Here is a 21,585-nt window from a genome sequence, read left to right as displayed (position 1 = left end):
GTAAATAAAAATGGATTTATTACTTTAGACGTACTGTTTTTCTCTGTTTTGGGTATAATGCGAGACAGATTAGTTGAGGATTTATCAATGACTGAACAAGCACGCGATACCGAAGCGTTAATTCGTGACCAAATTGCCAAGCACGCAGTACTTCTTTATATGAAAGGCACACCACAATTTCCACAATGTGGTTTTTCTGCACGTGCGGTAGAAGCACTCAGTCAAATTGGTCGTCCATTTGCTTATGTTAATATTCTGGAAAACCCGGATATTCGTGCAACTCTGCCACAAATTGCGAACTGGCCGACATTCCCACAACTTTGGATCAATGGTGAATTGATCGGTGGTAGTGACATCATGCTCGAAATGTTCCAAAAAGGTGAATTACAGCCTTTAGTAGAGCAATACAGTCCAGCACCTGAAGCTTAATCCTTGGATTAAACTGATAGATGTGAAAAAGCGCTTCCGAGAGAAGCGCTTTTTTTATGGGTGAATAGTGAGGCAGGGGGCAGAATTAATCTTCTGCCTGCTGACCCTCAGATTTTTCCAGTTCTTTCGATTCAGCAACCAAGGCCTCAGCTAAGGTATCTGGATCGGTCAGAACTTCCTTTATAGGCGCCTTATCTTTTTTCTTTTTCTTCTTTTTTTTCTTTTTCTTAGGTTCTTCCTCAAACTCGGCACCATCTTCAATGGCTTGCCAGTATTCGAGTTGTTCCATCACAGCAGCAAAGATCGAGTTTTTGCTATAACGGCCTTTCTTGTCCATAGTCCCGACCGGACGTGCCATCAGGATTTCCAAAGCCTGCGCGATATTATCAATGGCATGAATATGGAATTGACCATCTTCGACTGCAGCAATGACATCTTTACGTAACATCAGATGCTGCATATTTTGTCGTGGAATAATCACACCCTGCTTACCTGTCAGGCCTTGCAACTTACAGGCATCGAAGAAACCTTCAATCTTCGCATTGACACCACCAATCGGTTGTACTTGACCAAGCTGGTTCATAGAACCGGTAATCGCCCAGGACTGGTCGATCGGTAACTGACTAATCGCAGAAATCAGCGCTGAAAGTTCAGCAACTGTCGCGCTGTCACCATCCACCTGACCATAGCTTTGTTCGAAAGCTAAAGCGGCAGAGAAGTGCAGGGTCTGTTCACGACCAAAATGGGCTTTTAGAAAGGAGGCCATCAATAGCACGCCCTTAGCATGCAAAGAACCGCCAAGTTCTACGCTGCGTTCGATATCCAGAATATCACCGCCACCTTGATATACAGAAGCAGTTAAGCGTGAAGGTAGACCAAATTCAACATCTGCATAATGAATCACAGACAGCGCATTGATTTGGCCTAGACGATGACCGCGAGTTTCAATCAGTTGAGTGCCACGGGTCAGATCTTGCCAGAATAGCTCACGTAAATAGCCTAAGCGATATTTACGATGATCCAGTGCGGTATTGATATGCTTTTCTGACACCATCTTATCACCCGCTTCGAATGCATGATGATGCGCTTCACGAATCAGGTCGCCCAGCGTTAATGCATGTAGTGACAGGGAACTCTGATCTTCAGCCTGACGGCTTGAGTCGGTCAGCAGGGCAGATAATGCAGAACGGTCAAATGGTAATAATTTATCTGATTGCACATAGTCAGCAATGAGCTGCATATAGGCTTGCTCATTTTCGTCATTACGTTGCAAGGTATCGGTAAAATCAGCACGGATTTTAAAGATACTGCCTAGTTCTGGTTCAAGTTCCAGAATTTCATAATAAATTTCTGGCTCTGCCAGCAGCACCACTTTGATATTCAGCGGAATAGAAGCTGGTTCAATGGAAATGCTACCGGTGAGAGTCAGCATATGCTCTAAAGATGAAAGCTTGAGATGCCCAGATTTCAAGGCACGTTTCAGACCTTGCCATGCATAAGGCTGTTCCAATAGTTGTTCAGCTTCAAGCATCAGGAAACCGCCATTGGCATTATGCAAGGAGCCGGGACGGATCAAGGTGAAATCTGTAGTAATCGTACCATTTTGGGTCAACTGTTCCACATGACCCAATAGATTGTAATGCGTCGGGAAGTCTTCAAAGATAACGGGTGCACCGCTATTTGGCTTATGGGTGACGATCACATTGGCCTGGAAGCGCGCTGGTACGCGACTAAACTGGGCAGGGGTAAAATCATCTTCTTCCTGTTCTAATACAATTTCGACATTATTAATAATGTCTTCAGCATATTGCTTCAGATATTGTTCTAGACCTTCGACATGCTTGAATTTAGTCAGCATCTGCTCAACGCGTGGCATCACTACCTGTTTAGCGATATCACGGTTCAATACTTGAACACGGTCACGCGCATCATCTTCCAGATCGCCTAAATGAAGGCCTAGGCGTTCCAGTTTCTTGTCCATGTAACGCATGTTTGACGCGATTTCAGCACGATCTTTATTGCTTAAAGCATTCAAATCTTCCTGAGACATTTCCTGTACTTTGTCATCTTTCAGATGAATTGGCACAAAACAATGCTCATCATTGCGGGAAATCAGTTTCAGATCGAGTTCTTCACCTTCACGGGTCAGTTCAATCAGTGCGAGTTGCTGTTCATCACCCGTTTCCTGGCGAATCATTTCAATCCGGTTATGATAGCTTTCCGCAGTAAAACGGCGCTCCAGCTGTTTTAGAATGGATTGCCAGCTTTGATGCAGCATCGTCTGAAACTTGGGTCCCTGACCGGCTGGGAATTCCAGTGCGATAGGCTGACGAGGATTCTGAAAATTATTGACATAAACCCAGTCATTAGGCGTTTGCATGGTTTTGGCATGTTGCTGTAGCAAACGCTTCACCATAGTGCGTTTGCCGAGTCCTGCTGTACCCACCGCAAAAATGTTATAGCCTGAATATGGCAGGGCAATACCGGCTTCAACCGAAGCACGGGCACGATCCTGGCCTAAAAAATTATTTAAAGGCTTGATTCGTTTGGTCGATGCCGGGATTTTATCCGGATCGGCAATACGCGTCAGTTGTACCGGTTTCAGGCATGTCTTTTCAAGGGTTGGTGTAATTTCGCTTTGTTCAAAGGCTGAGATAAGTAGGTCGGAGCTGATGTTTTGTTGAGATATAGTTGTATTACTTGAAATTGAAGAATGAATTTGATCGAGTCTCTGAGTCACTGTTGAAAGTCCAAAACGAAATATGACGTGGATAAGGTTTAAGGTATACAGATTTACTTGAAAAATTCAAGCCAACATGTCAGTTTTGCCACAAAATAAAAAATCGGGCATGCGAGAAATATATAAATTTTGTTGAAAGATACGTTATTAAAGGATTGAATAGCAGCAATTGGTTTTCGTGGAAAATAACAAGGCAATGACAACACAAACGACGGGTTGGAAATCCGCATTTACAGCATTTCTGGATCGACGTGCCCTGATCATGCTGTTTCTCGGATTTTCAGCCGGTGTCCCGATTCTTTTGATTTTTTCCAGTTTGTCTTTATGGCTTGGTGAAGCCGGAATCAGTAAAAGTGCCGTGACCTTTTTCAGCTGGGCTGCCCTTGGCTATTCATTCAAGTTCGTCTGGGCGCCACTCATCGATGAATTACCTGTCCCATTTTTGACTAAAGCTTTGGGTAGACGAAGAGCCTGGCTATTGATTGCTCAGATCCTGATTGTAACTGCGATTTCAATTATGGCTTTTTCAGATCCGGCATTGGGGCAGGCACATTTACAGCAGATGGCATTGGGTGCAGTACTGCTAGGGTTCTCGGCGGCAACACAGGATATTGTCATTGATGCTTACCGTATCGAGCTGGCCGAAACCCAGATGCAGACCGTACTGGCTTCCACCTATAACGCGGGTTACCGGATCGGGATGATTGTGGCTGGGGCTGGAGCTCTGTTTCTGGCGGCGTATTTAGGTACAGCCAAAGGCAACTATATCTATGATGCCTGGAAATGGACTTATCTGGCGATGGCAGCGGTTATGCTGGTCGGGATTATTACCACACTGGTCATCCGTGAGCCTCAAGTGGATCGGGCACGTAAAGATTATCAGCGCAGTGATTATTTCCGTCTCGTCGGCGTGTTTTTTGTGGCAGTTATCAGCTTTGTTCTGAGCTATGTCTATTCCGGTGACTTGGTATCTAGTATCACTGCACAGTGGGCAATTCAGGATACTTTTGCCTTGTTCTGTTTTGAGGCTTTACGCTTTATCGGTTCAGGTGCTGTCGCTTTCGGTGTGGGTACGATTCTGGTCAAAATGGGTGCTGTGAATAAGCAAATGGCATTCGAAACCTGGGTCAATCCCGTAGCAGATTTCTTTGATCGCTATGGTTTAAAACTGGCTTTGGTGTTGTTATTGCTGATCGGTTTTTATAGGGTCTCCGATATTATTGCCGGTGTGATTTCCAATGTGTTCTATCAGGATCTGAATTTTAGCAAGGAACAGATTGCTGAAGCTGTGAAAGTGTATGGGGTAATTTTCTCCCTGCTTGGCGGTTTTTTAGGTGGCTTGCTGGCTCAGAAAATGAACATCATGAAACTGATGTTTGTAGGCGCGATTTTGGCCTGTTCAACCAATCTGATTTTTATTGGCTTAGTAAAGTCTGGTGAAAAGCTGGGACAGGTCGAAGTTCAGGTAGGCCAGCAAACCTTTCAGGCAGATACAGATGAAGTCGGTTACTGGAAACTGAATGTGCCCACTACTGCTTTTAAAGAGGCCGAACAGATTCAGGTTCGTGCACATTATCTGAATCATCCGGCAGATGCAGTACAAGTCAACCTGCCTTATCTGCAACAGAATGCTTCGCAAGCAGCACAATTACAGCTTCTGCCTGTTACCACAGATAACCTGATCAGTGCCAATGAGCAGGAGAATAGCATCGTGGTTCGCGGTCAGTATCTAGGGCCGGATTTAACTGCAGAGCAAAAAATTGTATTAGAGCTGAATGGCGATAAATTCGATGCCAAGCTGGATGAAGAGCGTGTCTTTAGTGCTGCTATTCCTGCCGAGAAACTGATTACTGCACCTGTGAAGCGAATCAATGCAAGCTTAATGCAGCAGGAGCAGCCAATAGTGACCCAGCAGCATTCATATGCTGTGGACTTGTCGCAGACTCAGGCCAATCCGATGGATATTGATATTCAGCCGATTACAATTGGAACAGGCGAGAATGTTGAAATTCAAGGTAAGGTGATTAAACCGTATAGTTCATGGTGGCTATATTTTGCAATTATTGTCGATAATCTGGCCGCAGGTCTCGCAGGCGCTGCTTTTATTGCCTTCCTGTCCAGTCTGACCAGTGTGTCCTTTACCGCTGTTCAGTATGCTATTTTTAGCTCACTCATGACCTTGACTCCTAAGATTTTAGGTGGATATTCGGGTACTATAGTGACCAATATCGGTTATCCGAATTTCTTCCTGATGACCACTTTAATCGGGATTCCAATCCTGATTCTGGTCGTTTGGGTGGCAAAATTGCTCGGTGAACACCAAAAACAATCTGTAAATAAGGATGATTAATATGCGCATGCTGCATACCATGTTACGTGTAGGCAATCTGGAACAATCACTCAAGTTCTATACTGAAGTTCTTGGTATGACTTTACTTCGTAAGCGTGATTATGAAGAAGGTCGTTTTACCTTGGCTTTTGTGGGTTATGGCGATGAGGAAAATCACACTGTGCTTGAACTGACCCATAACTGGGATACAGAAAGCTATGACCTAGGCAATGGCTACGGTCATATTGCGATTGCGGTAGATGATGCTTATAAAGCATGTGAAGAAATCAAGGCACGTGGTGGCAATGTTGTTCGTGAAGCTGGCCCAATGAAAGGCGGTGTCACTGTCATTGCATTTGTGGAAGATCCAGACGGCTATAAAATCGAGCTAATCCAGCAAGACAACAACGCACGTAATAACTAAGTGTTATAAAGCGATATATGTGAAATGTATTCATGTATGGATGAAAATATTCCTTCAATCTGAATGCATAACATGGACCCGGCATCTGTTAAGATAGCCGGGTATTTTTTATCGAATAATAAAATTTTGAGGGAAGGACATCAGATGCTTAAACTGCTGGCATTGGACCGCTTTACGATCTTGCTCTTTGTTATGGTGTTACTGGCCAGTGTATTGCCAGTGTCAGGGCAGGCAGCTGAAGTCTTTAGCTGGATTACGACAGCAGCCATTGCGATCCTGTTTTTCCTGCATGGTGCCAAGCTTTCGCGTGAAGCCGTAATTGAAGGCTTGATGCACTGGAAATTACACACTTTGGTCTTTGCCTTGACCTTTGCACTTTTTCCAATTTTAGGCTTGCTGGCAAAGCCGATATTATTACCAATGCTGGGGCAGGAATTATATTGGGGATTCCTGTTTATGTGCTTCCTGCCATCAACTGTACAGTCTTCGATCGCCTTTACCTCAGTGGCTCAAGGGAATATTGCCGGTGCAATCTGTAGTGCTTCATTTTCTAATATTATCGGGATGTTTATTACCCCGATGCTGGTCGCATTCTTTATCCTTGGACAATCCCAGCATGACTTTGATCCGACAGCATCGATTCTACAGATTACGCTGCTGTTATTGGTACCTTTTATTTTAGGTCAGTTACTGCGTCCGTGGATTTTCCCAAAAATGCAGAAAATGCCCAAGATCGTCAAGGTATTCGATCAGGGCTCAATTCTGATGGTGGTTTATGGGGCGTTTAGCAGTGCGGTGGTGGCTGGGCTTTGGCGTGAAGTCAGCTTAAGTACTTTGCTCTTACTGCTGCTGGCATGTTCGGTTTTATTGACCATCGTAATGCTGTTGTCATTATTTATCCCACGCTGGCTGGGCTTTAATCGCGCCGACCAGAAAACGGTGTTCTTTTGTGGTTCCAAAAAAACACTCGCCAGTGGTGTACCGATGGCTCAGATTCTGTTTATAGGTCAGCCACTTGGCATGATTGTTTTACCGATTATGATTTTTCATCAAATCCAGCTGATGGCCTGCGGTGTGATTGCGAATCTCTGGGCCAAACAGGCGGTACATACAGAAGAATAATTCGCTTATTGGATTTGTTTGCCGTATAATACTGCCCAACTTGTTGTGCTTAGCTCTGACGGTATCCGTCTCGGTGGGCCAAAAGAATGGTCTGTTGTGGTGTTGATCTGCCTGAATCCTGATTCTGGCCCTTCCTCAATATTTGAGAGTGATCAATTGCGATGACAGCAAAACCTTCTTTCATCTTAATGGAGTAATCGACGATGCGCGCCGATATTCACCCAAAATACGAAAAACTAGTTGCTACTTGTTCATGTGGTAACGTAATCGAAACTCGTTCAGCTGTTGGTAAAGAAACTCTTTACCTAGACGTATGCTCAGCTTGCCACCCATTCTACACTGGTAAGCAAAAGAACGTCGACACTGGCGGCCGTATCGACAAGTTCAAACAACGTTTTGCTGGTATGTCACGTTCTGTTAAACGTTAATACCCAAAATGAAAAAACGGGCTTTATGCCCGTTTTTTTGTGCCTGCAATTTAGAAAATCATTTCACGTTTCTAGATTGAAAGGCGAGTACAAGACCTTAGTGGTCTTGTACATCAATCAGATGATCCAGTTTTTTCTGGAAATAATCACCCTGAATAAAGCGGGCATCCACGTTCCAGGCATTCGCAAATAAGGTCATGTCATTCAGTTCACGAATCATGATATTCACTGGTTTGATTTCATTGTACGTGGTGATTTTTTCCTGTAGCTGTTCAATTTCAGCATCATTGTTCAGCATCTTGGTCAGTTTGCTATCCAGGCTCAGACCATTGATATCGAACTCACGTAGCAGGGTTTCACTATACATAGAGTGACCAAAGTTACGAATCGCAATCCGCGCGCCATGTTCACGTAAAGTACGTAGATATTTCTGCGCATCCTGCTGATTCATCAGGATATCTTCTTCAGAGAACTGCAAGGTCAAAGGATGTTCGACTTTACTGCGAATAATGGTAATTAGTTTGGAAATAAACTCAGGGAAAGTACGGTCTTTAAATAGCACCGCACGGTTCAGGTTCACGATTAAACGGGCATCCGGATACTGGGTAATAAAGTTGTGCAACTGCTTGCTTGATTCAACCAGAATCCAACGATCCAGTTTAATAGACAATTCATCATCTTCATTAAGTTCCATCAAGGAAGAAATATCCTGCCATTTATTTTCAAAGATAAAGCCACTAGTCACCTCATACATATAGAGGTTGGTATCTTCTTTATCATAGAGCTGTTGATATTTCAGATGAATTTCACCACGTTCCAGACATTCACGCAGTGCTTTTAATACTGGAGAGGTTGTGAGTGGTACAGTGCTGACTGCCGGACTGACCGGTATGGACTCAGACGCTGGAATAACGGGTTCTGAAACCGTGAAGTCAATGCTCGGCATTGAAATCGATTCCTGAGTCGTTGCAGGAATATCCAGAACAAATTCAGACGTTTTTTGTGCTTGTGGTAAAGGAGTAGAGAAGGCCCGACCGACTAATTCATTACAATGGCTTTCATCACGCAACTCACCGTCAAGCAGGGTATAACCGATGCGTAGATTGAGCGGATAAGTTTGCTGATTCACTGTAATAAGCTGTGGTTTGGTCAATGAACCTAACCCAACAAGTTTGGATTCCAGAATGTCTTGCGCATCTGCCTGAATGATCCCCACCAGAACATCATGTTCCAGTTTAAAGAGTGGAATACGAACCTGCTCTTTTAGAAATTTCTTAACTTCATGGAAATAACCTATGTAGGTCGCCCAATCACCATTCAGGACTTGCGGCTCATACGCAGTAAAGGAGAACGTGATCAATGCATTGGCTTTGGCCGGTTCACGATTGAGTTCACGCTTAAGTGACTGTAAGGTATTTGGCTTGTTTGCAACTTTTTCAGAAGAGGCACTCGCCTGAGTAGTCGCTGTATCAATCGTAATTTGTAGTGCATCTTCTTCAGCACTAGAGGCCAGAAATTCCAGTTTTAGCGGGTTGGCAGCAGCCACATTTGGATTCGAAGAAGTAATATCAAAACGGCCTAAATCAAACTGACCCTGAGAAATCTTTTTAAAGCGGGATTTAAAATCATTTAAATCTTGCGGCTGTAATAGGTCTAAAAGCGGCAGACCGATAATATCGTCCTCGCTTTTAAGGCCAAACAGTTTGAGATAATCGGCATTGGCCTGAATATGAATGCCTTCCTGAATGGTTGCGACTGCACGGTTACTGTCTTCTACCAGTGATTGTGCCTGGCTTTGTGCAGTTTCCAGTTCTTCCATTAAATGGCGCTGGGCTTGCATGGTACGGCTAAAGGAAAGGGCACGTACCAGATTCAGGAAGAAGCGGTCTGGATAATCCAGATTCAGAATGTCAAAAATGCCTTTACGGATATACTGGGCATATTGTTCAGCCTGATAATCTTCTGGTTTTAACAAAAGAATAGGAAGGTCAGGTTGCTGCGAAAGTTGAACCAGACTTAAGGCCTGTTCATATTTCAGATCATACGCACGACCAAAAATAATCAGGTCCCAGTTAAAGTTTAACTGTTTTTCAAAAGATTGCAGATCATCAAGCAGAACGGCATCGACCTGATATTCATTGCTGGTTAAGAGATCACGGATTTGGTTATATCTAATTTGATTATCATCAATGATCAGTAAACGTGTTTCAGTACGTTTTAACTTTTTAGACAATAATGGATTTCTCACTTCAATGCTTCCCATAAATCGTGATTTCTAGTTTCATTCAATTGCTTATGTATAAAGTTTTCGATGACATCTTCTTCTTGATCATTTAATAATTCATAGTCGAAACGGATAAAACTTTGTGTAATGAGCTGTGCCTTGGTCAGGTAGATTCTGAGTTCTTTTTGGCCAAGTCGTAAATGAATGGTCTGTTTTTCCCTAAACATTTGTGAGCCAGAGACAATAATACTGGTTGAGACCTGATCGAGCTGGGTCATTTGTACCAGAATAGCTGGCTGGTAATTAATACTGTGTTTGTCGGTACGGGCATAAACTGCGCAAGGGAACAGTTCCTGTGCCAGAATTTCCAGGCCAATTTCCAGACTTTTATCTGCTGACTGTTTGATCCAGCGAATGACACCGCCACGCCACTGGCTTTGAGATTTTTCCTGAACCAGAATAAATTCACCAGTTTTCAGATTGGCAGGCGTGATACCTGACCATTTAATCCGGTAACCATTGACACTGATATCGAGAACCTCAGCGGTATGAATCTGTTTGGCTTCGCGATCGAGCGCCTTGATACTGCTGAATCCGCTTGGAACGGCATTATGCATTGAGCTGACAAAACTGCTTTCGCTCTGGAAACCATAATTACCTTCCAGTTCCAGCGTTTCATTAAAGTTTTTACCCTTAGACAGATAAAAATGCGCCACCGTTAAGCCAAAGCAGATATTGATCTGTGCGGAATATTCATAACGTTCATGACGGCGTTCGACATTATTCGAAAGCAGGTTATAGATATGAAAATGCAGGGCAGGTGTCAGGAACAGTTTTTCATTACGTGACAGATACTGGGCATTTTTGCTTTGCGTACCGGTCAGGTGTTCCATCAGGTTTTGTGTCGAAATATAGAAGCTCGGCTGGAAATGCTGACCCTGATGAGAATTCAGTAAAGGCGGATGATCTTTGCTGGCATCGACCACATAACGTGACAGTGTGGTTTCTTTTGGCAGAATCTGAACCAGTTTTGCCCAGTCCGCACTGCATAAATATAAACCCTGAATTTCAGCTGGACGGATCTGATGGGTATTGAAAATATCCAGCAAAATCAGTCGTGCATAGGCTTGGGTAATATTCTGGATTTCGTGCTGGGTGCCAAGAACCTGATTGATGTTGGTCTGATAGAAATTATTTTCCATCGCACATTCCAGCAACTGATGTGCCGCCAACCACTGGCCAGCGCCAGGTGTGCTATACAGCATATGCTGTTGATAGAGCAGCAGGCTTAACTGTTGCAGGCCATAGTAGATGGACACCATCCGGGCACTTTGCAGGCTTTTCTTTTTGCCCAGGGAAAATAGTGAAAACTTTTGATGATTCAGCTGATGATTACAGCGTTTGGCAATATCTATATAGATTTTGGCAAAATAGCTGCGTAACAGCATAGCCAGCTCAATAATCTGGTCATTGCGATCTGTCGTGATCAGACCCTGATTGACGAAATGTTTCTCAAGACTGGCCAAAACATTTTCAAGGGTAGGGTGCAATACCTGAATCAGGTCAAAACGCAAGGTTTCCGCACATTTCAGTTCGGAAATTTCCAGTAAAGCACTGAACAGAGACTTGGATGAATTCCCCAATTGCAGGATTGAAATTCCTGCGACCCATTCCTGCAATGCTTTGGCATTTGTGGGACAAAAACTTAGCTGTTCTATGGTGAGTTCAGCCGTTGTCTGAAAAATGTCTGCAGTATGCTTACTCATCTTTATTATTTAACTCAAAAATGTTGAAACCCCAAAAAGCGGTGTCTTATTCTTCTCGCCCGCTATTTCTCGAACTAGTTTAGGAACCAGATACCCCGGTAGGTTCGCTAAAACTTCTGTATAAATCTCATTGATGTGCTCAGCAGGTAAATCAAAATGATGCGCACCTTTTACTTTATCAAGTACATGTAAATAATAGGGCATCACGCCAGCATCAAACAAGCGATAGCTTAAATCAATCAAAACTTGAGCAGAATCATTAACCCCTTTTAATAAAACTGCCTGATTGAGTACCGTGATCTGATGCTGAACCAGCTGATTAAGCTGCTTACAGGTCAGGTCATCCAGCTCTGATGCATGGTTCGAGTGTACCACTAGAATAATACGTAGCCTACTGTTTTTTAACATGCTTAGTAGCTCTTCGTCGATCCGATTTGGGATCACAATAGGAACTCGTGAATGTATTCTTAAAAATTTGAGATGTGGTACCGATTCTAGTCGTTCAATCCAGGTTTTTAATTTTCGGTTCGATAAGGTCAGTGGATCACCGCCGCTTAGAATTACTTCATTAATATCCGACTGGCTTTCCAGATATTGTTTGATATTGATCCAGTCCTCATTTTTAGGCAGGTTTTCCTGATAGGGGAAATGGCGTCGGAAACAGTAACGACAGTGGACTGCACAGGCACCGGTCAAGGTCAGTAGAAAACGTGACTTATATTTATGTAGAACACCAGGCTGCTGGTTGGCCTGTTCTTCACCTAGGGGATCGGTGACAAATCCCGGATGGTCTTCCAGTTCCAGATGATGCGGTAACACTTGTAATAAAAGTGGATCTAAAGGATTGCCTGGCTGCATTCTGGAAACAAAAGCTCGTGGCACACGTAATTTAAAGGCTTGAGAGGCCAGAAGAGCACCAGATAACAGCTGATCTGGAGAAAGCTGTAAAATTTGCAGTAGTTCCTGTGGATCGGTAATCAGGTCGCTCAGTTGCGATTGCCAATTTGCTTCTTGATATAAATACTGTGTCATGCCGGAAGATCAAAAAAAGATGAAGGCGATAGCCAGAAGTGCGCAGTTTAGCAGTTTGTCTACAGATGGGAATGTGAAAGCTGGCTAAAATTTCTCTAAACACGATCAGTTTGCTATGGTATGCAAAAGCATAGAGACTTTTATGTGCTTGGAAGACTGGTTGTGCACCAGTATTGGAATAGCTGATGTTAAGTTAAGCAGTGTCAGCAAGTTAAAACCGATTTTTTCGTTGCGACTTGGTGTATTGCTCATTTAGAATACGCAACATTAAATGAATGTGCATGTGGCAACTCATGTTCGTGTCAGACTTGCTAAATGACATTGCAACAGCCCATAGCATCAATAGCTTAAAGTTAGTAAGTTTGGAGTGAGCCAATCATGGCCTATTATTCTACGAACGATTTCAAGTCTGGCCTGAAGGTTATGCTTGATGGTAACCCATGTTCAATCATGGAAAACGAATACGTTAAACCAGGTAAAGGCCAGGCGTTCAACCGCGTTAAATTACGTAACCTTCGCAGTGGTAAAGTTTTGGAAAAAACTTTTAAATCTGGTGATTCTCTAGAAGCTGCAGACATCGTAGAAGTAGAAATGGAATACTTGTACAACGATGGCGAAATGTGGAACTTCATGGATCCTGTAACCTTCGAACAGATCGCTGCTGATAAAACAGCAATGGGCGATGCTGCAAAATGGTTAAAAGACGATTCAAATGAAAAATGTACTATCATGTTGTGGAATGGCGTACCTTTAACAGTAAGCCCACCAAACTTTGTAGTATTAAAAATTGTTGAAACTGATCCAGGCGTTCGTGGCGATACTTCTGGCGGTGGCGGTAAACCAGCGAAACTTGAAACAGGTGCAGTAGTACGTGTTCCATTATTCGTTCAGCAAGAAGAAAGCGTTCGTGTAGACACTCGTACTGGTGACTATTTAGAACGTGCATAATGGTCGGAAAATAGACTATTATCAAAGGGGATGACTAAAATCATCCCTTTTTTTATGCCAAAGTCTTAGAGGAATTCGAAAGGAACAAGCGTAAAGTCGCAAGGGAAAACAGCAGTACCTCGAATAAAAAAATCACGCTGATTTATATGCTTCACAAAATGAGGGATTGAATGGAAACTTTACAACAGAAGTCAACCATGACTTCGAAAATCATCTGGCTCCTGGTAGCCATAGTCGGGGCAGTCTCCTTCGGGATACTTGCACTCAGTCGTGGTGAGCATGTGAATGCAGTCTGGCTGGTACTGGCCGCAGCCTGTGTGTACAGCATCGCTTACCGTTTCTACAGTTTATTTATTGCCAATAAAGTTTTTGAACTGAACGCACGCCGTTTAACACCCGCACATCGTCTGGGTGATGGTCTGGATTATGTGCCGACCAATAAAAGCGTGTTATTCGGTCACCATTTTGCCGCGATTGCCGGTGCGGGTCCTTTAGTCGGTCCTATCCTTGCAGCGCAGATGGGTTATCTGCCAGGCACGATCTGGCTACTGGTCGGTGTGGTACTGGCAGGTGCGGTACAGGACTTCCTGGTACTGTTTATTTCTACCCGTCGTGACGGCCGTTCACTGGGTGAAATGGCAAAACAGGAACTGGGTACCTTTGCTGGTATTATCGTGATGCTTGGTGCGCTGGGTGTGATGATCATCATCCTAGCAGTATTGGCGCTAGTGGTTGTCAAAGCACTGACCAATAGTCCATGGGGCGTATTCAGTATTGCAGCTACGATTCCGATCGCCATCTTCATGGGTATCTACATGCGATTTATCCGTCCGGGTAAAATTGCAGAAGTTTCGATCATTGGTTTCGTATTGATGATGCTTGGCATTATCTATGGTGAAAACGTTGCACAGCATCCATACTGGGGGCAGCTATTTACCTTAACGGGTACTGAGCTGACTTGGGCACTAATCATTTATGGTTTTATTGCATCGGTATTGCCCGTCTGGTTATTACTTGCACCACGTGACTATTTATCGACCTTCCTGAAAATTGGTGTGATTGCCGGTCTGGCGATTGGTATTCTGTTCGCGATGCCGGAAATGAAATTGCCAGCGATTACCAAATTTGTTGATGGTACAGGCCCAGTATTCGCTGGTTCAATGTTCCCATTCCTGTTTATTACCATTGCCTGCGGTGCGATTTCCGGTTTCCACGCACTGGTTTCTTCAGGTACGACACCGAAACTGGTCAACAACGAACGCGATATCCGGATAATCGGTTATGGCGGTATGTTGATGGAATCCTTTGTAGCGATCATGGCTTTGATCTGTGCCGCGATTCTTGATCCAGGTGTGTACTTCGCGATCAACTCACCAGCAGCACTACTAGGTACAACCGTAGATACTGCAGCTGAAGCAGTACGTAATCTTGGTTTTGTGGTAACGCCTGAAGCGCTGACTCTCTTGGCTCAGGAAGTAGGTGAGAACTCGATTCTGTCACGTACGGGTGGTGCACCGACTTTCGCGATTGGTATGGCGCATATCATTACTGAAATCTTTAACAGCCGTGAAATGATGGCTTTCTGGTATCACTTTGCAATTCTGTTTGAAGCTTTATTCATTTTGACAGCGGTAGATGCAGGTACGCGTGCATGTCGCTTCATGGTTCAGGATACAGTTGGTATCGTGATTCCTGCAGTAAAACAATCTCATAACTTCTTCGGTAATATGCTGGGTACAGCCGTTGCTGTGGCTGGCTGGGGTTTCTTCGTTTATCAGGGCGTTGTTGATCCATTAGGCGGTATTAACAGCTTGTGGCCACTGTTCGGTATTGGTAACCAGATTCTGGCTGCAATGGCATTGATTTTGGGTACTGTGATTCTGTTCAAGATGAAGAAAGAGAAATATGTGTGGGTAACAATTGTTCCAACCGTATTCCTGTTTATTACTTCAATGACAGCCGGTTGGCAGAAGATTTTCCATGAAAATCCGAAAATCGGTTTCTTGGCACAGGCAGAGCGTTTCAATACGGCAATTGCGAATAATGAAATTCTGGCACCAGCGAAAACCCTGGCTGAAATGCAGACTGTCGCAATGTCGAACCAGATCAACGCAGCACTTTGTGGCTTCTTCATGATCGTAGCGTTTGTAATGCTATTTGCTGCGATTGGCGTGATCCGTCGTGCCCTGGCGAGCCCGGTACCAACCGTAAATGAAGCAGAAGCAGTATATCGCGATCCTGAAGAAATTCAGCCTGCAAAAGGACATTAAGGAGCAGCGCATGAACTTGAAGTTTGCTAAAGGTGGAAAAGCGGTTATCTATAAAATCATCAAGATGACCGTGATGTCACAAAAAGACTTAATCCTGAACCCGAAAAACTGGTCACGGATTGCAACGTTGTGGCAGCGTTTACAGCAGAGTTTCCGCCTGATGGTGGGTGTGCCGGATTATCAGACCTATCTGGCGCATATGAAAAAGCACCATCCTGATCTGGAAGCGATGGACCCTAAAACATTTTATCGTCACTGTGTAGATTCGCGTTATCCCTCTGCCGGTGGAGATATGAAGAAGTGTCCATGCTAATGGATGAATAAAATGAGCGCCTTTCGGGGCGCTTTTTTACGGGCAAATTTTAGGATTCAAACAAGATAAAACAAAATTATGATCTATTTTGACATTGGGAATTTAAATTTTTAAAAGTCTTTACCTTTTAGGTATAAGTTCAGATCTCAAAGGTTTTTAATAACCTGTTTTCTCTAATAAATATGCCAATCAAAATGTAATTTTTCTAAACTTTAATCTTAAAGCTTCAATTGGCTCTTATAGGAAATTTAATCATATAAAATTTCTAAAATTCCTAATTTATTCTGCAGAAATAAAGTCGGCAGATGACTGATCTTTGGGGAATTTTAAAAAACAGTGTATGTTAATCCTACAGCATGTTTTATTAGGGAAAATATTGTGATCTGGGGCATGAAACAAAAAGAAAAGCTGGATATTGCGCACAACAATGATGAGCTTGAACAGAAGCTGGCTGATTATGCACCCAAGATTCAAAAATTTTTCCAAGAAATTAATGCCATTGTTCTGGATAAACATGCACAGACCAGATTAGCACTATGCTGTCTGATTGCAGGCGGGCATGTCTTGTTTGAAGATTTACCCGGTTTGGGCAAGACAACATTGGCAAGCAGCCTAGCCCATCTCGCAGGACTGAAATTTCAGCGGATTCAGTTTACCAATGACATGCTGGCCAGTGATGTGATCGGTATCAATATGTTTAACCAGAAAGAACATCAATTCGAGTTTAAGCAGGGGCCTATTTTTACCCAGATTTTGCTGGCAGATGAAATTAACCGTTCCAGTCCCAAAACTCAGAGTGCCTTGCTAGAAGCGATGGAAGAAGGCTATGCCACTGTCGATGGGATACGTTATGCATTGCCTAAGCCATTCTGGGTAATTGCGACCCAGAACCCCTTATTTCAAAGTGGCACTTATGCCTTGCCTGAATCCCAACTTGACCGTTTTTTAATGCGCCTGTCTTTGGGTTACCCATCCCGTCATGCTGAAAAACTGTTATTACAGCAAGAATCCCGTTTTGCCTTGATCGCAAGCCTAGCACATGTGTTTAGCGAAAATGAGGTGCTGGAATTACAGCAGTTGACCCAGCAGATTTTCATTAGTGAAGCGGTTCAGGAATATATGCTGGATCTTGCGGAAGAAACCCGTAAGAAACGCCAAGGCTTATCAACACGAGGTTTGCTGGCGCTTAAACGTGCAGCACAGGCGAATGCCATTATTCAGCAACGTAGCTTCGTAACTCCGGACGATGTACAAGCCGTTTTTGTGGCAGTCGCCGCCCATCGTCTGGGGCTGAGCGATGCAGAAACATTAAATGTGATGCAACAGGTCGCAGTTAGTTAAAGGAGTCCGCTCTTGGATAAAACCTGGCAAAACTGGCTGGCGAAACGCTTTCAATTTTCACAGCAAAAACAGCTTTCTCAAAAGGATGTACTGGTCTTTATTTATCAGCAGGGTTATCTGTTTTTGGTTCTGATTTTTATCACCTTTATTGCTGGCGTGAATTATGCCAATAACCTGATTTTAGGTTTCTGCTTTCTGATTAGTGCAGTGCTATGTGTCAGCTTCTATCTGACCTTTAAACAGTTGCATGATCTGAATATCGAAATGGTTGCTGAAGACGTCGGGCAGGTGGGTCATGCACTTAACCTGCATTTTTATTTTCAGCAAGCCACAGCCCGACCGCGTTATCTGTATATTAAGGCCGGTAATCAGCTGGAGAAAGTTTATCTGAGTGAACAGAAACAGCATTGGGTGCTGCCATTTTATGCTGAACGTCGCGGTAAATTTGAGTATCCGGTGATTCAGATCTATTCGGTTTATCCCTTTGGCCTGGTACGAGCCTGGACCTATCTTTATCATCATCAGTTTGCCTGGGTGGCACCTAAAGCTCAAAACAATACTTCGGAAAACAAGATTTATCAGAATAGCTTTGAACCGGATATGGATGAGTTCCGTGAATTACGAAATTATCAATCTGGAGACTCATTGCAGGCGGTTTCCTGGAAACAGTTTGCACGTGGGCAAGGCTTGTATGTCAAAGTCTTTGAACAGTATCAGGATGAACATAGCTTTGAGATTCATTATGAACACATGCCTAGCCAGTCGTATGAGGAGAAACTGGGCTTGATGATGGGACTGATTGAGCAATTTGAGCAGCAGCAATGTGCATATGCACTGCATTTACCTCAGGCAGAATTGCCGCAGGGAGCAGGTGAAGAACAGTTACGTAAGGCCAAACAATTATTGGCTCAGGCATAACGGGTGAATCTATGATTGATGGAAAAATCCGAATTTCGATCGTCTTGACCCTAGGCTTGATCATCCTTGCCCAAGTAGCTTTCATCCCGGTGCTGCTCAGCATTATCTTTGTCATTAGCTTACTGTGTATCTGGATTTTTCTTAAACGGCAAAAGCCATTTCCTAAAATAGGAACTTTTCTTCTCACGGCCTTAGCATTAGGTAGTATTTATCTTAGCCACCAAAGTTTTATTGGAGTGGAGGCAGGTGTTGCAGTTCTTTCCACTTTTTTATTTGCCAAATCACTGGAAACGAAAAACCGGCGGGATCTGATTATTCTGTTTAATTTTGCGCTTTTTGTTGCGGCCAGTTCATTTCTATATAGCCAATCTTTTGGCATGGCTGTTGTGATTATTCTATGCTTATTAAGCTGTCTAATTGGCTTATACCGGATTCAGACCAGTGAGTTTCAGCAGAGTCAGCAATCACCACGTATAGCCTTACAGCAAGATGCCAAATATGTCGGCAGATTTGTGCTTTATGCTCTGCCGTTTTTTATTTTGTTATTCATTTTCTTTCCGCGTTTGCCACCGCTTTGGCATATCCCAATTCCAGAAAATAAAGGTATAACCGGAATCGGTGACAGTATGTCACCGGGCGATATTGCTGAATTATCTCAATCTAATGCTCTAGCTTTCAGGATTATTGGTGATGTGAGTAAACTGCCGCCACGTTCAGAGTTGTATTGGCGGGCATTGGTGCTAGATGAATATGATGGACAGCGCTGGACCAGTAGCTTTATTAATCAGCAGCCTTTAATCCGTCAGCCTGGAGAAGTTGTTCCAGTATCCACATCAGGGTGGAATTACCAATATCTGGCTGCTGATCCTTCTGTGTTCTGGGTGATGGGCTTGGAAAAATCGATGCCTTTGGAACGCAGTTATTATAATCGTCAGGACTGGAGTATCGTACCAAGGCGTTTAACCCAACGAGTAGAACCGATTCATCTGCAATGGCTAGGTAGTCAAAATACTGAAAGTATTTTACCGGAGCAATTTGTTCAGCGACTTAATACCCAGACTCAAGCCCATTTGGATACTCAGGCACAACAGTTGGCACAGCGTTTATATCTACAAAGTGAGGAGGATCCACGACATTATATCCGAACAGTCTTAAACTGGTATCAGCAAAATCATTTTGTATATACCCTGAAACCGGGCGTACTCGGTAAAAACCGGATTGATGAATTTCTGTTTAAATTTCGGCAGGGTTTTTGTGAACACTATGCTTCCAGTTTCGTGATGCTGATGCGATATGTTGGAATTCCGGCACGTGTGGTCACAGGTTATCAAGGCGGACAATTGGCGCCCGATGGGAAAAGTTGGGAAGTTCGTCAGTTGGATGCTCATGCCTGGACAGAAGTCTGGATTGACCAAAGATGGCAGCGTTTTGATCCTACCGCAATGGTAGCCCCGCGACGTATTGATGATGGGATGCAAAATTTAATCTCACAAGATGAGCGAGTATGGGCAAGTAATTCTGGCTGGACATCACACCGTAATATATGGCTGACCAAACTAAGAGTCTGGAGTGATTATGCAAGTTACCAATGGCAAAGTAAGGTCGTAGGCTATAATGCCGAATCACAGCAGGGCTGGTTAGCGAAACTGGGCCTAAGTTCAGTCTATTCCAGCGTAATTATTTTAATATCTGGTATTGGCATACTCGTACTGCTTTATATTTTAAAAATCTATTTTAAAAATAGGCAGTTACAGTCACCTTTTGAACATTCTATTCAGCAGTTTAATCAGTCTTTGAAAAAAAAATTAAAAAGACAACCCGCAGAGACTTTTCATCAGTGGATGTTAAGGCTATCTAAACAAGTTCAGGGTGAAGATCAAGCTGTATTTTTTGAAGCAATCAGACTATTTGAAAAATCAATTTATTCAGGTAGGGAGTTCTCGGACCAAGATCTGAAACAATTCAAAGATTTGCTTAAAACTTGTGCGTATATATTGAAAATTAAATGAAAAGACTTGTCTTAGGATCGAAAAATTTATAATATGCCAAACATTCTAGGTGTATAGCTCAGTTGGTTAGAGCGCTACGTTGACATCGTAGAGGTCTCCAGTTCGAGTCTGGATATACCTACCAAAATTCAAAACTAATGTTATAAGGGTTCTAAGCGAAAACAGTAGCTTAAAACCTTTTTTTTATGTTCAAAATAAAAATTACCCTTATCTGGATTATCTTTTAATAGCTGCTTTTTACGGATTATACGGCTTAATTTACGTCAAGGTTACGACAAGAATGTTGGAAAGTACGTCATGAAATTACCTGAGCCAAGAATAAGAAAACACGATGAATCTTTTTATACCAAGAGAATGCTATGAATAAGGTCAGATCATTCTGTTATATGGACATTTCGGTTTGTACTTGAAAATGCAATGTGGGGAAATTTTAAGTATCCAGATGAAGGGTGTTTATGACAGTCATATTCATCTGCCAAAGACTAAAAATAGTGATGCACTTAATATGCCGTTAACTATAAAGGCTTTGGAGTTTCTGGATTTGATTCAACATGACGAACCTAAATTAATCCCTCAAAAAGAAAATCCATTTAAGTTGATGGGGGAACGTGTAGAAAGCAAAAGGCAGGGCTTTCAGATATTCATTTTTATGACACAAGACATGAAGCACTCAACCCTTTGTGAATAATTAGAAATTATCGATTGATGTGCGGGCCCTGATCACTGGGCGTATATCAAAGTGCTGGCAAATACTTACTACACCCGGGATCGAAGATATTGCTGACATGTTAGAGGCTGCATACGAAAAGCCTTATTCAGTTAATGGGGTAGGGTGAGTAGTGAGGCTGAGGATTTTTGTGTGATATGAGATTGTTAATCTTCAGTTATCGTAAAGTGATGTCTCATTAAGTCAGTATTATTTGCATCATTTATTATAGAAATTAATACATCATATATAGCAGTTAGCTCATCTAGACTATGGAAAGCGCTCTTTCTGTTTATACGCTTACACATATCAAAAATATCTTCTTGGACTTCTTCAGCATGGTTAATTTTTTCTTTAGTGAGTGTAATTAACTTTCGAATATCACCTTCTATTACTTCGCTATTCTGATCGAGTGATTTGATAGACCCTTCCGACAATTTCAATATTTTTTTAAAATTATTTAGGGTCTGTTGACACTTACTGTTCATAATTAACCCTATAACGGTAGCCATAAAAATATACAGGCTAAGGCAACAGAACTTTGATAATTTCTTTTGAGCTTGTCATATCGAGTAGCTATTCCTCT

General features: G+C 42.9%; 17 protein-coding genes, 1 tRNA gene and 1 pseudogene. 13 read left to right on the top strand and 6 right to left on the bottom strand.

All coding sequences use genetic code 11. The features are described from left to right. The first annotated feature begins 87 nt into the window (after positions 1 to 87). Positions 88 to 429, top strand: coding sequence for a Grx4 family monothiol glutaredoxin (gene grxD, locus FTU01_RS13450; RefSeq protein WP_034702064.1), 342 nt, complete (start codon positions 88 to 90; stop codon positions 427 to 429). 85 nt (positions 430 to 514) lie between these two features. On the opposite strand, the gene FTU01_RS13445 is transcribed toward grxD, so the two are convergent. Further along, positions 515 to 3,169, bottom strand: coding sequence for an ATP-binding protein (locus FTU01_RS13445; RefSeq protein ID WP_180052974.1), 2,655 nt, complete (start codon positions 3,167 to 3,169; stop codon positions 515 to 517). A 178-nt stretch (positions 3,170 to 3,347) separates the two neighbouring features. On the opposite strand from FTU01_RS13445, the gene FTU01_RS13440 reads away from it, so the two are divergent. The 4 genes from FTU01_RS13440 (at position 3,348) to rpmE (ending at position 7,472) form a co-directional block, all read left to right on the top strand. Next, positions 3,348 to 5,519 (top strand): MFS transporter, encoded by a 2,172-nt coding sequence (locus tag FTU01_RS13440; RefSeq protein ID WP_373683620.1) that lies wholly within the window; start codon positions 3,348 to 3,350, stop codon positions 5,517 to 5,519. Between the two features lies 1 nt (position 5,520). After that, entirely contained in the window at positions 5,521 to 5,922 is a 402-nt protein-coding gene (gene gloA, locus FTU01_RS13435) for a lactoylglutathione lyase (protein ID WP_004782618.1), read from the top strand. Between the two features lie 144 nt (positions 5,923 to 6,066). Beyond that, on the top strand, positions 6,067 to 7,044 hold the full coding sequence (locus FTU01_RS13430; RefSeq protein WP_179992263.1) for a bile acid:sodium symporter family protein: 978 nt from the start codon (positions 6,067 to 6,069) through the stop codon (positions 7,042 to 7,044). Positions 7,045 to 7,247: 203 nt separating this feature from the next. After that, positions 7,248 to 7,472: a 50S ribosomal protein L31 gene (gene rpmE, locus FTU01_RS13425; RefSeq protein WP_004782616.1), complete on the top strand. Its 225-nt coding sequence runs from the start codon at positions 7,248 to 7,250 to the stop codon at positions 7,470 to 7,472. A gap of 97 nt (positions 7,473 to 7,569) precedes the next feature. Here rpmE and FTU01_RS13420 read toward each other — a convergent pair whose 3' ends face one another. The 3 genes from FTU01_RS13420 to epmB are packed head-to-tail and all read right to left on the bottom strand — an operon-like array spanning position 7,570 to position 12,494. Next, positions 7,570 to 9,735 (bottom strand): EAL domain-containing protein, encoded by a 2,166-nt coding sequence (locus FTU01_RS13420; protein WP_180139591.1) that lies wholly within the window; start codon positions 9,733 to 9,735, stop codon positions 7,570 to 7,572. Then, positions 9,717 to 11,462 carry a GTPase gene (locus tag FTU01_RS13415; RefSeq protein WP_179992265.1) on the bottom strand — a complete coding sequence of 582 codons (1,746 nt, stop codon included), beginning with the start codon at positions 11,460 to 11,462 and terminating at the stop codon, positions 9,717 to 9,719. The genes FTU01_RS13420 and FTU01_RS13415 overlap by 19 nt, the downstream gene beginning before the upstream one ends. A gap of 9 nt (positions 11,463 to 11,471) precedes the next feature. Then, positions 11,472 to 12,494, bottom strand: a complete 1,023-nt coding sequence (gene epmB / locus FTU01_RS13410) for an EF-P beta-lysylation protein EpmB (RefSeq protein ID WP_180130448.1) — start codon at positions 12,492 to 12,494, stop codon at positions 11,472 to 11,474. A 378-nt stretch (positions 12,495 to 12,872) separates the two neighbouring features. Here epmB and efp point away from each other — a divergent pair, with 378 nt between their 5' ends. The 8 genes from efp (at position 12,873) to FTU01_RS13370 (ending at position 20,981) form a co-directional block, all read left to right on the top strand. Then, positions 12,873 to 13,442, top strand: a complete 570-nt coding sequence (gene efp, locus FTU01_RS13405; RefSeq protein WP_004782608.1) for an elongation factor P — start codon at positions 12,873 to 12,875, stop codon at positions 13,440 to 13,442. Positions 13,443 to 13,612: 170 nt separating this feature from the next. Beyond that, complete coding sequence (locus tag FTU01_RS13400; RefSeq protein WP_034702078.1) at positions 13,613 to 15,712, top strand: carbon starvation CstA family protein; 2,100 nt, start codon at positions 13,613 to 13,615, stop codon at positions 15,710 to 15,712. 10 nt (positions 15,713 to 15,722) lie between these two features. Continuing rightward, positions 15,723 to 16,025: a YbdD/YjiX family protein gene (locus tag FTU01_RS13395; RefSeq protein ID WP_004782606.1), complete on the top strand. Its 303-nt coding sequence runs from the start codon at positions 15,723 to 15,725 to the stop codon at positions 16,023 to 16,025. A gap of 390 nt (positions 16,026 to 16,415) precedes the next feature. Continuing rightward, the gene (locus FTU01_RS13390) at positions 16,416 to 17,366 is read left to right on the top strand and encodes a MoxR family ATPase (protein ID WP_180139588.1); all 951 of its coding nucleotides are present in this window, start codon (positions 16,416 to 16,418) and stop codon (positions 17,364 to 17,366) included. A 12-nt stretch (positions 17,367 to 17,378) separates the two neighbouring features. Beyond that, a complete protein-coding gene (locus tag FTU01_RS13385) occupies positions 17,379 to 18,284 on the top strand; it encodes a DUF58 domain-containing protein (RefSeq protein WP_180139585.1) in 906 nt (301 codons plus the stop codon). Between the two features lie 11 nt (positions 18,285 to 18,295). Further along, a complete protein-coding gene (locus tag FTU01_RS13380; protein ID WP_180139582.1) occupies positions 18,296 to 20,293 on the top strand; it encodes a DUF3488 and transglutaminase-like domain-containing protein in 1,998 nt (665 codons plus the stop codon). Between the two features lie 47 nt (positions 20,294 to 20,340). After that, positions 20,341 to 20,417, top strand: a tRNA-Val gene (locus FTU01_RS13375). Positions 20,418 to 20,699: 282 nt separating this feature from the next. Continuing rightward, a complete protein-coding gene (locus FTU01_RS13370) occupies positions 20,700 to 20,981 on the top strand; it encodes a hypothetical protein (protein WP_180139579.1) in 282 nt (93 codons plus the stop codon). A gap of 185 nt (positions 20,982 to 21,166) precedes the next feature. On the opposite strand, the gene FTU01_RS13365 is transcribed toward FTU01_RS13370, so the two are convergent. Both FTU01_RS13365 and FTU01_RS13360 read right to left on the bottom strand, forming a co-directional pair. Beyond that, entirely contained in the window at positions 21,167 to 21,511 is a 345-nt protein-coding gene (locus tag FTU01_RS13365) for a hypothetical protein (protein ID WP_180139575.1), read from the bottom strand. After that, a pseudogene (locus FTU01_RS13360) lies at positions 21,496 to 21,585 on the bottom strand (IS5/IS1182 family transposase); the annotation flags it as partial. The pseudogene FTU01_RS13360 and the gene FTU01_RS13365, both read right to left, overlap by 16 nt.

Source organism: Acinetobacter sp. YH12043 (assembly GCF_013419915.1).
Classification (GTDB): domain Bacteria; phylum Pseudomonadota; class Gammaproteobacteria; order Pseudomonadales; family Moraxellaceae; genus Acinetobacter.
Note: the sequence above shows the minus strand (reverse complement) of the source record. Positions and strands in the feature narration are given on the sequence as shown.

What these genes read in the sequence shown, in the direction of transcription:
- grxD (WP_034702064.1), top strand. Translation starts at nt 88, where the DNA reads ATGACTGAACAAGCACGCGATACCGAAGCGTTAATTCGTGACCAAATT.
- gloA (WP_004782618.1), top strand. Translation starts at nt 5,521, where the DNA reads ATGCGCATGCTGCATACCATGTTACGTGTAGGCAATCTGGAACAATCA.
- FTU01_RS13430 (WP_179992263.1), top strand. Translation starts at nt 6,067, where the DNA reads ATGCTTAAACTGCTGGCATTGGACCGCTTTACGATCTTGCTCTTTGTT.
- rpmE (WP_004782616.1), top strand. Translation starts at nt 7,248, where the DNA reads ATGCGCGCCGATATTCACCCAAAATACGAAAAACTAGTTGCTACTTGT.
- FTU01_RS13420 (WP_180139591.1), bottom strand. Translation starts at nt 9,735, where the DNA reads ATGGGAAGCATTGAAGTGAGAAATCCATTATTGTCTAAAAAGTTAAAA.
- FTU01_RS13415 (WP_179992265.1), bottom strand. Translation starts at nt 11,462, where the DNA reads ATGAGTAAGCATACTGCAGACATTTTTCAGACAACGGCTGAACTCACC.
- epmB (WP_180130448.1), bottom strand. Translation starts at nt 12,494, where the DNA reads ATGACACAGTATTTATATCAAGAAGCAAATTGGCAATCGCAACTGAGC.
- efp (WP_004782608.1), top strand. Translation starts at nt 12,873, where the DNA reads ATGGCCTATTATTCTACGAACGATTTCAAGTCTGGCCTGAAGGTTATG.
- FTU01_RS13400 (WP_034702078.1), top strand. Translation starts at nt 13,613, where the DNA reads ATGGAAACTTTACAACAGAAGTCAACCATGACTTCGAAAATCATCTGG.
- FTU01_RS13395 (WP_004782606.1), top strand. Translation starts at nt 15,723, where the DNA reads ATGAACTTGAAGTTTGCTAAAGGTGGAAAAGCGGTTATCTATAAAATC.
- FTU01_RS13390 (WP_180139588.1), top strand. Translation starts at nt 16,416, where the DNA reads ATGAAACAAAAAGAAAAGCTGGATATTGCGCACAACAATGATGAGCTT.
- FTU01_RS13380 (WP_180139582.1), top strand. Translation starts at nt 18,296, where the DNA reads ATGATTGATGGAAAAATCCGAATTTCGATCGTCTTGACCCTAGGCTTG.
- FTU01_RS13365 (WP_180139575.1), bottom strand. Translation starts at nt 21,511, where the DNA reads ATGGCTACCGTTATAGGGTTAATTATGAACAGTAAGTGTCAACAGACC.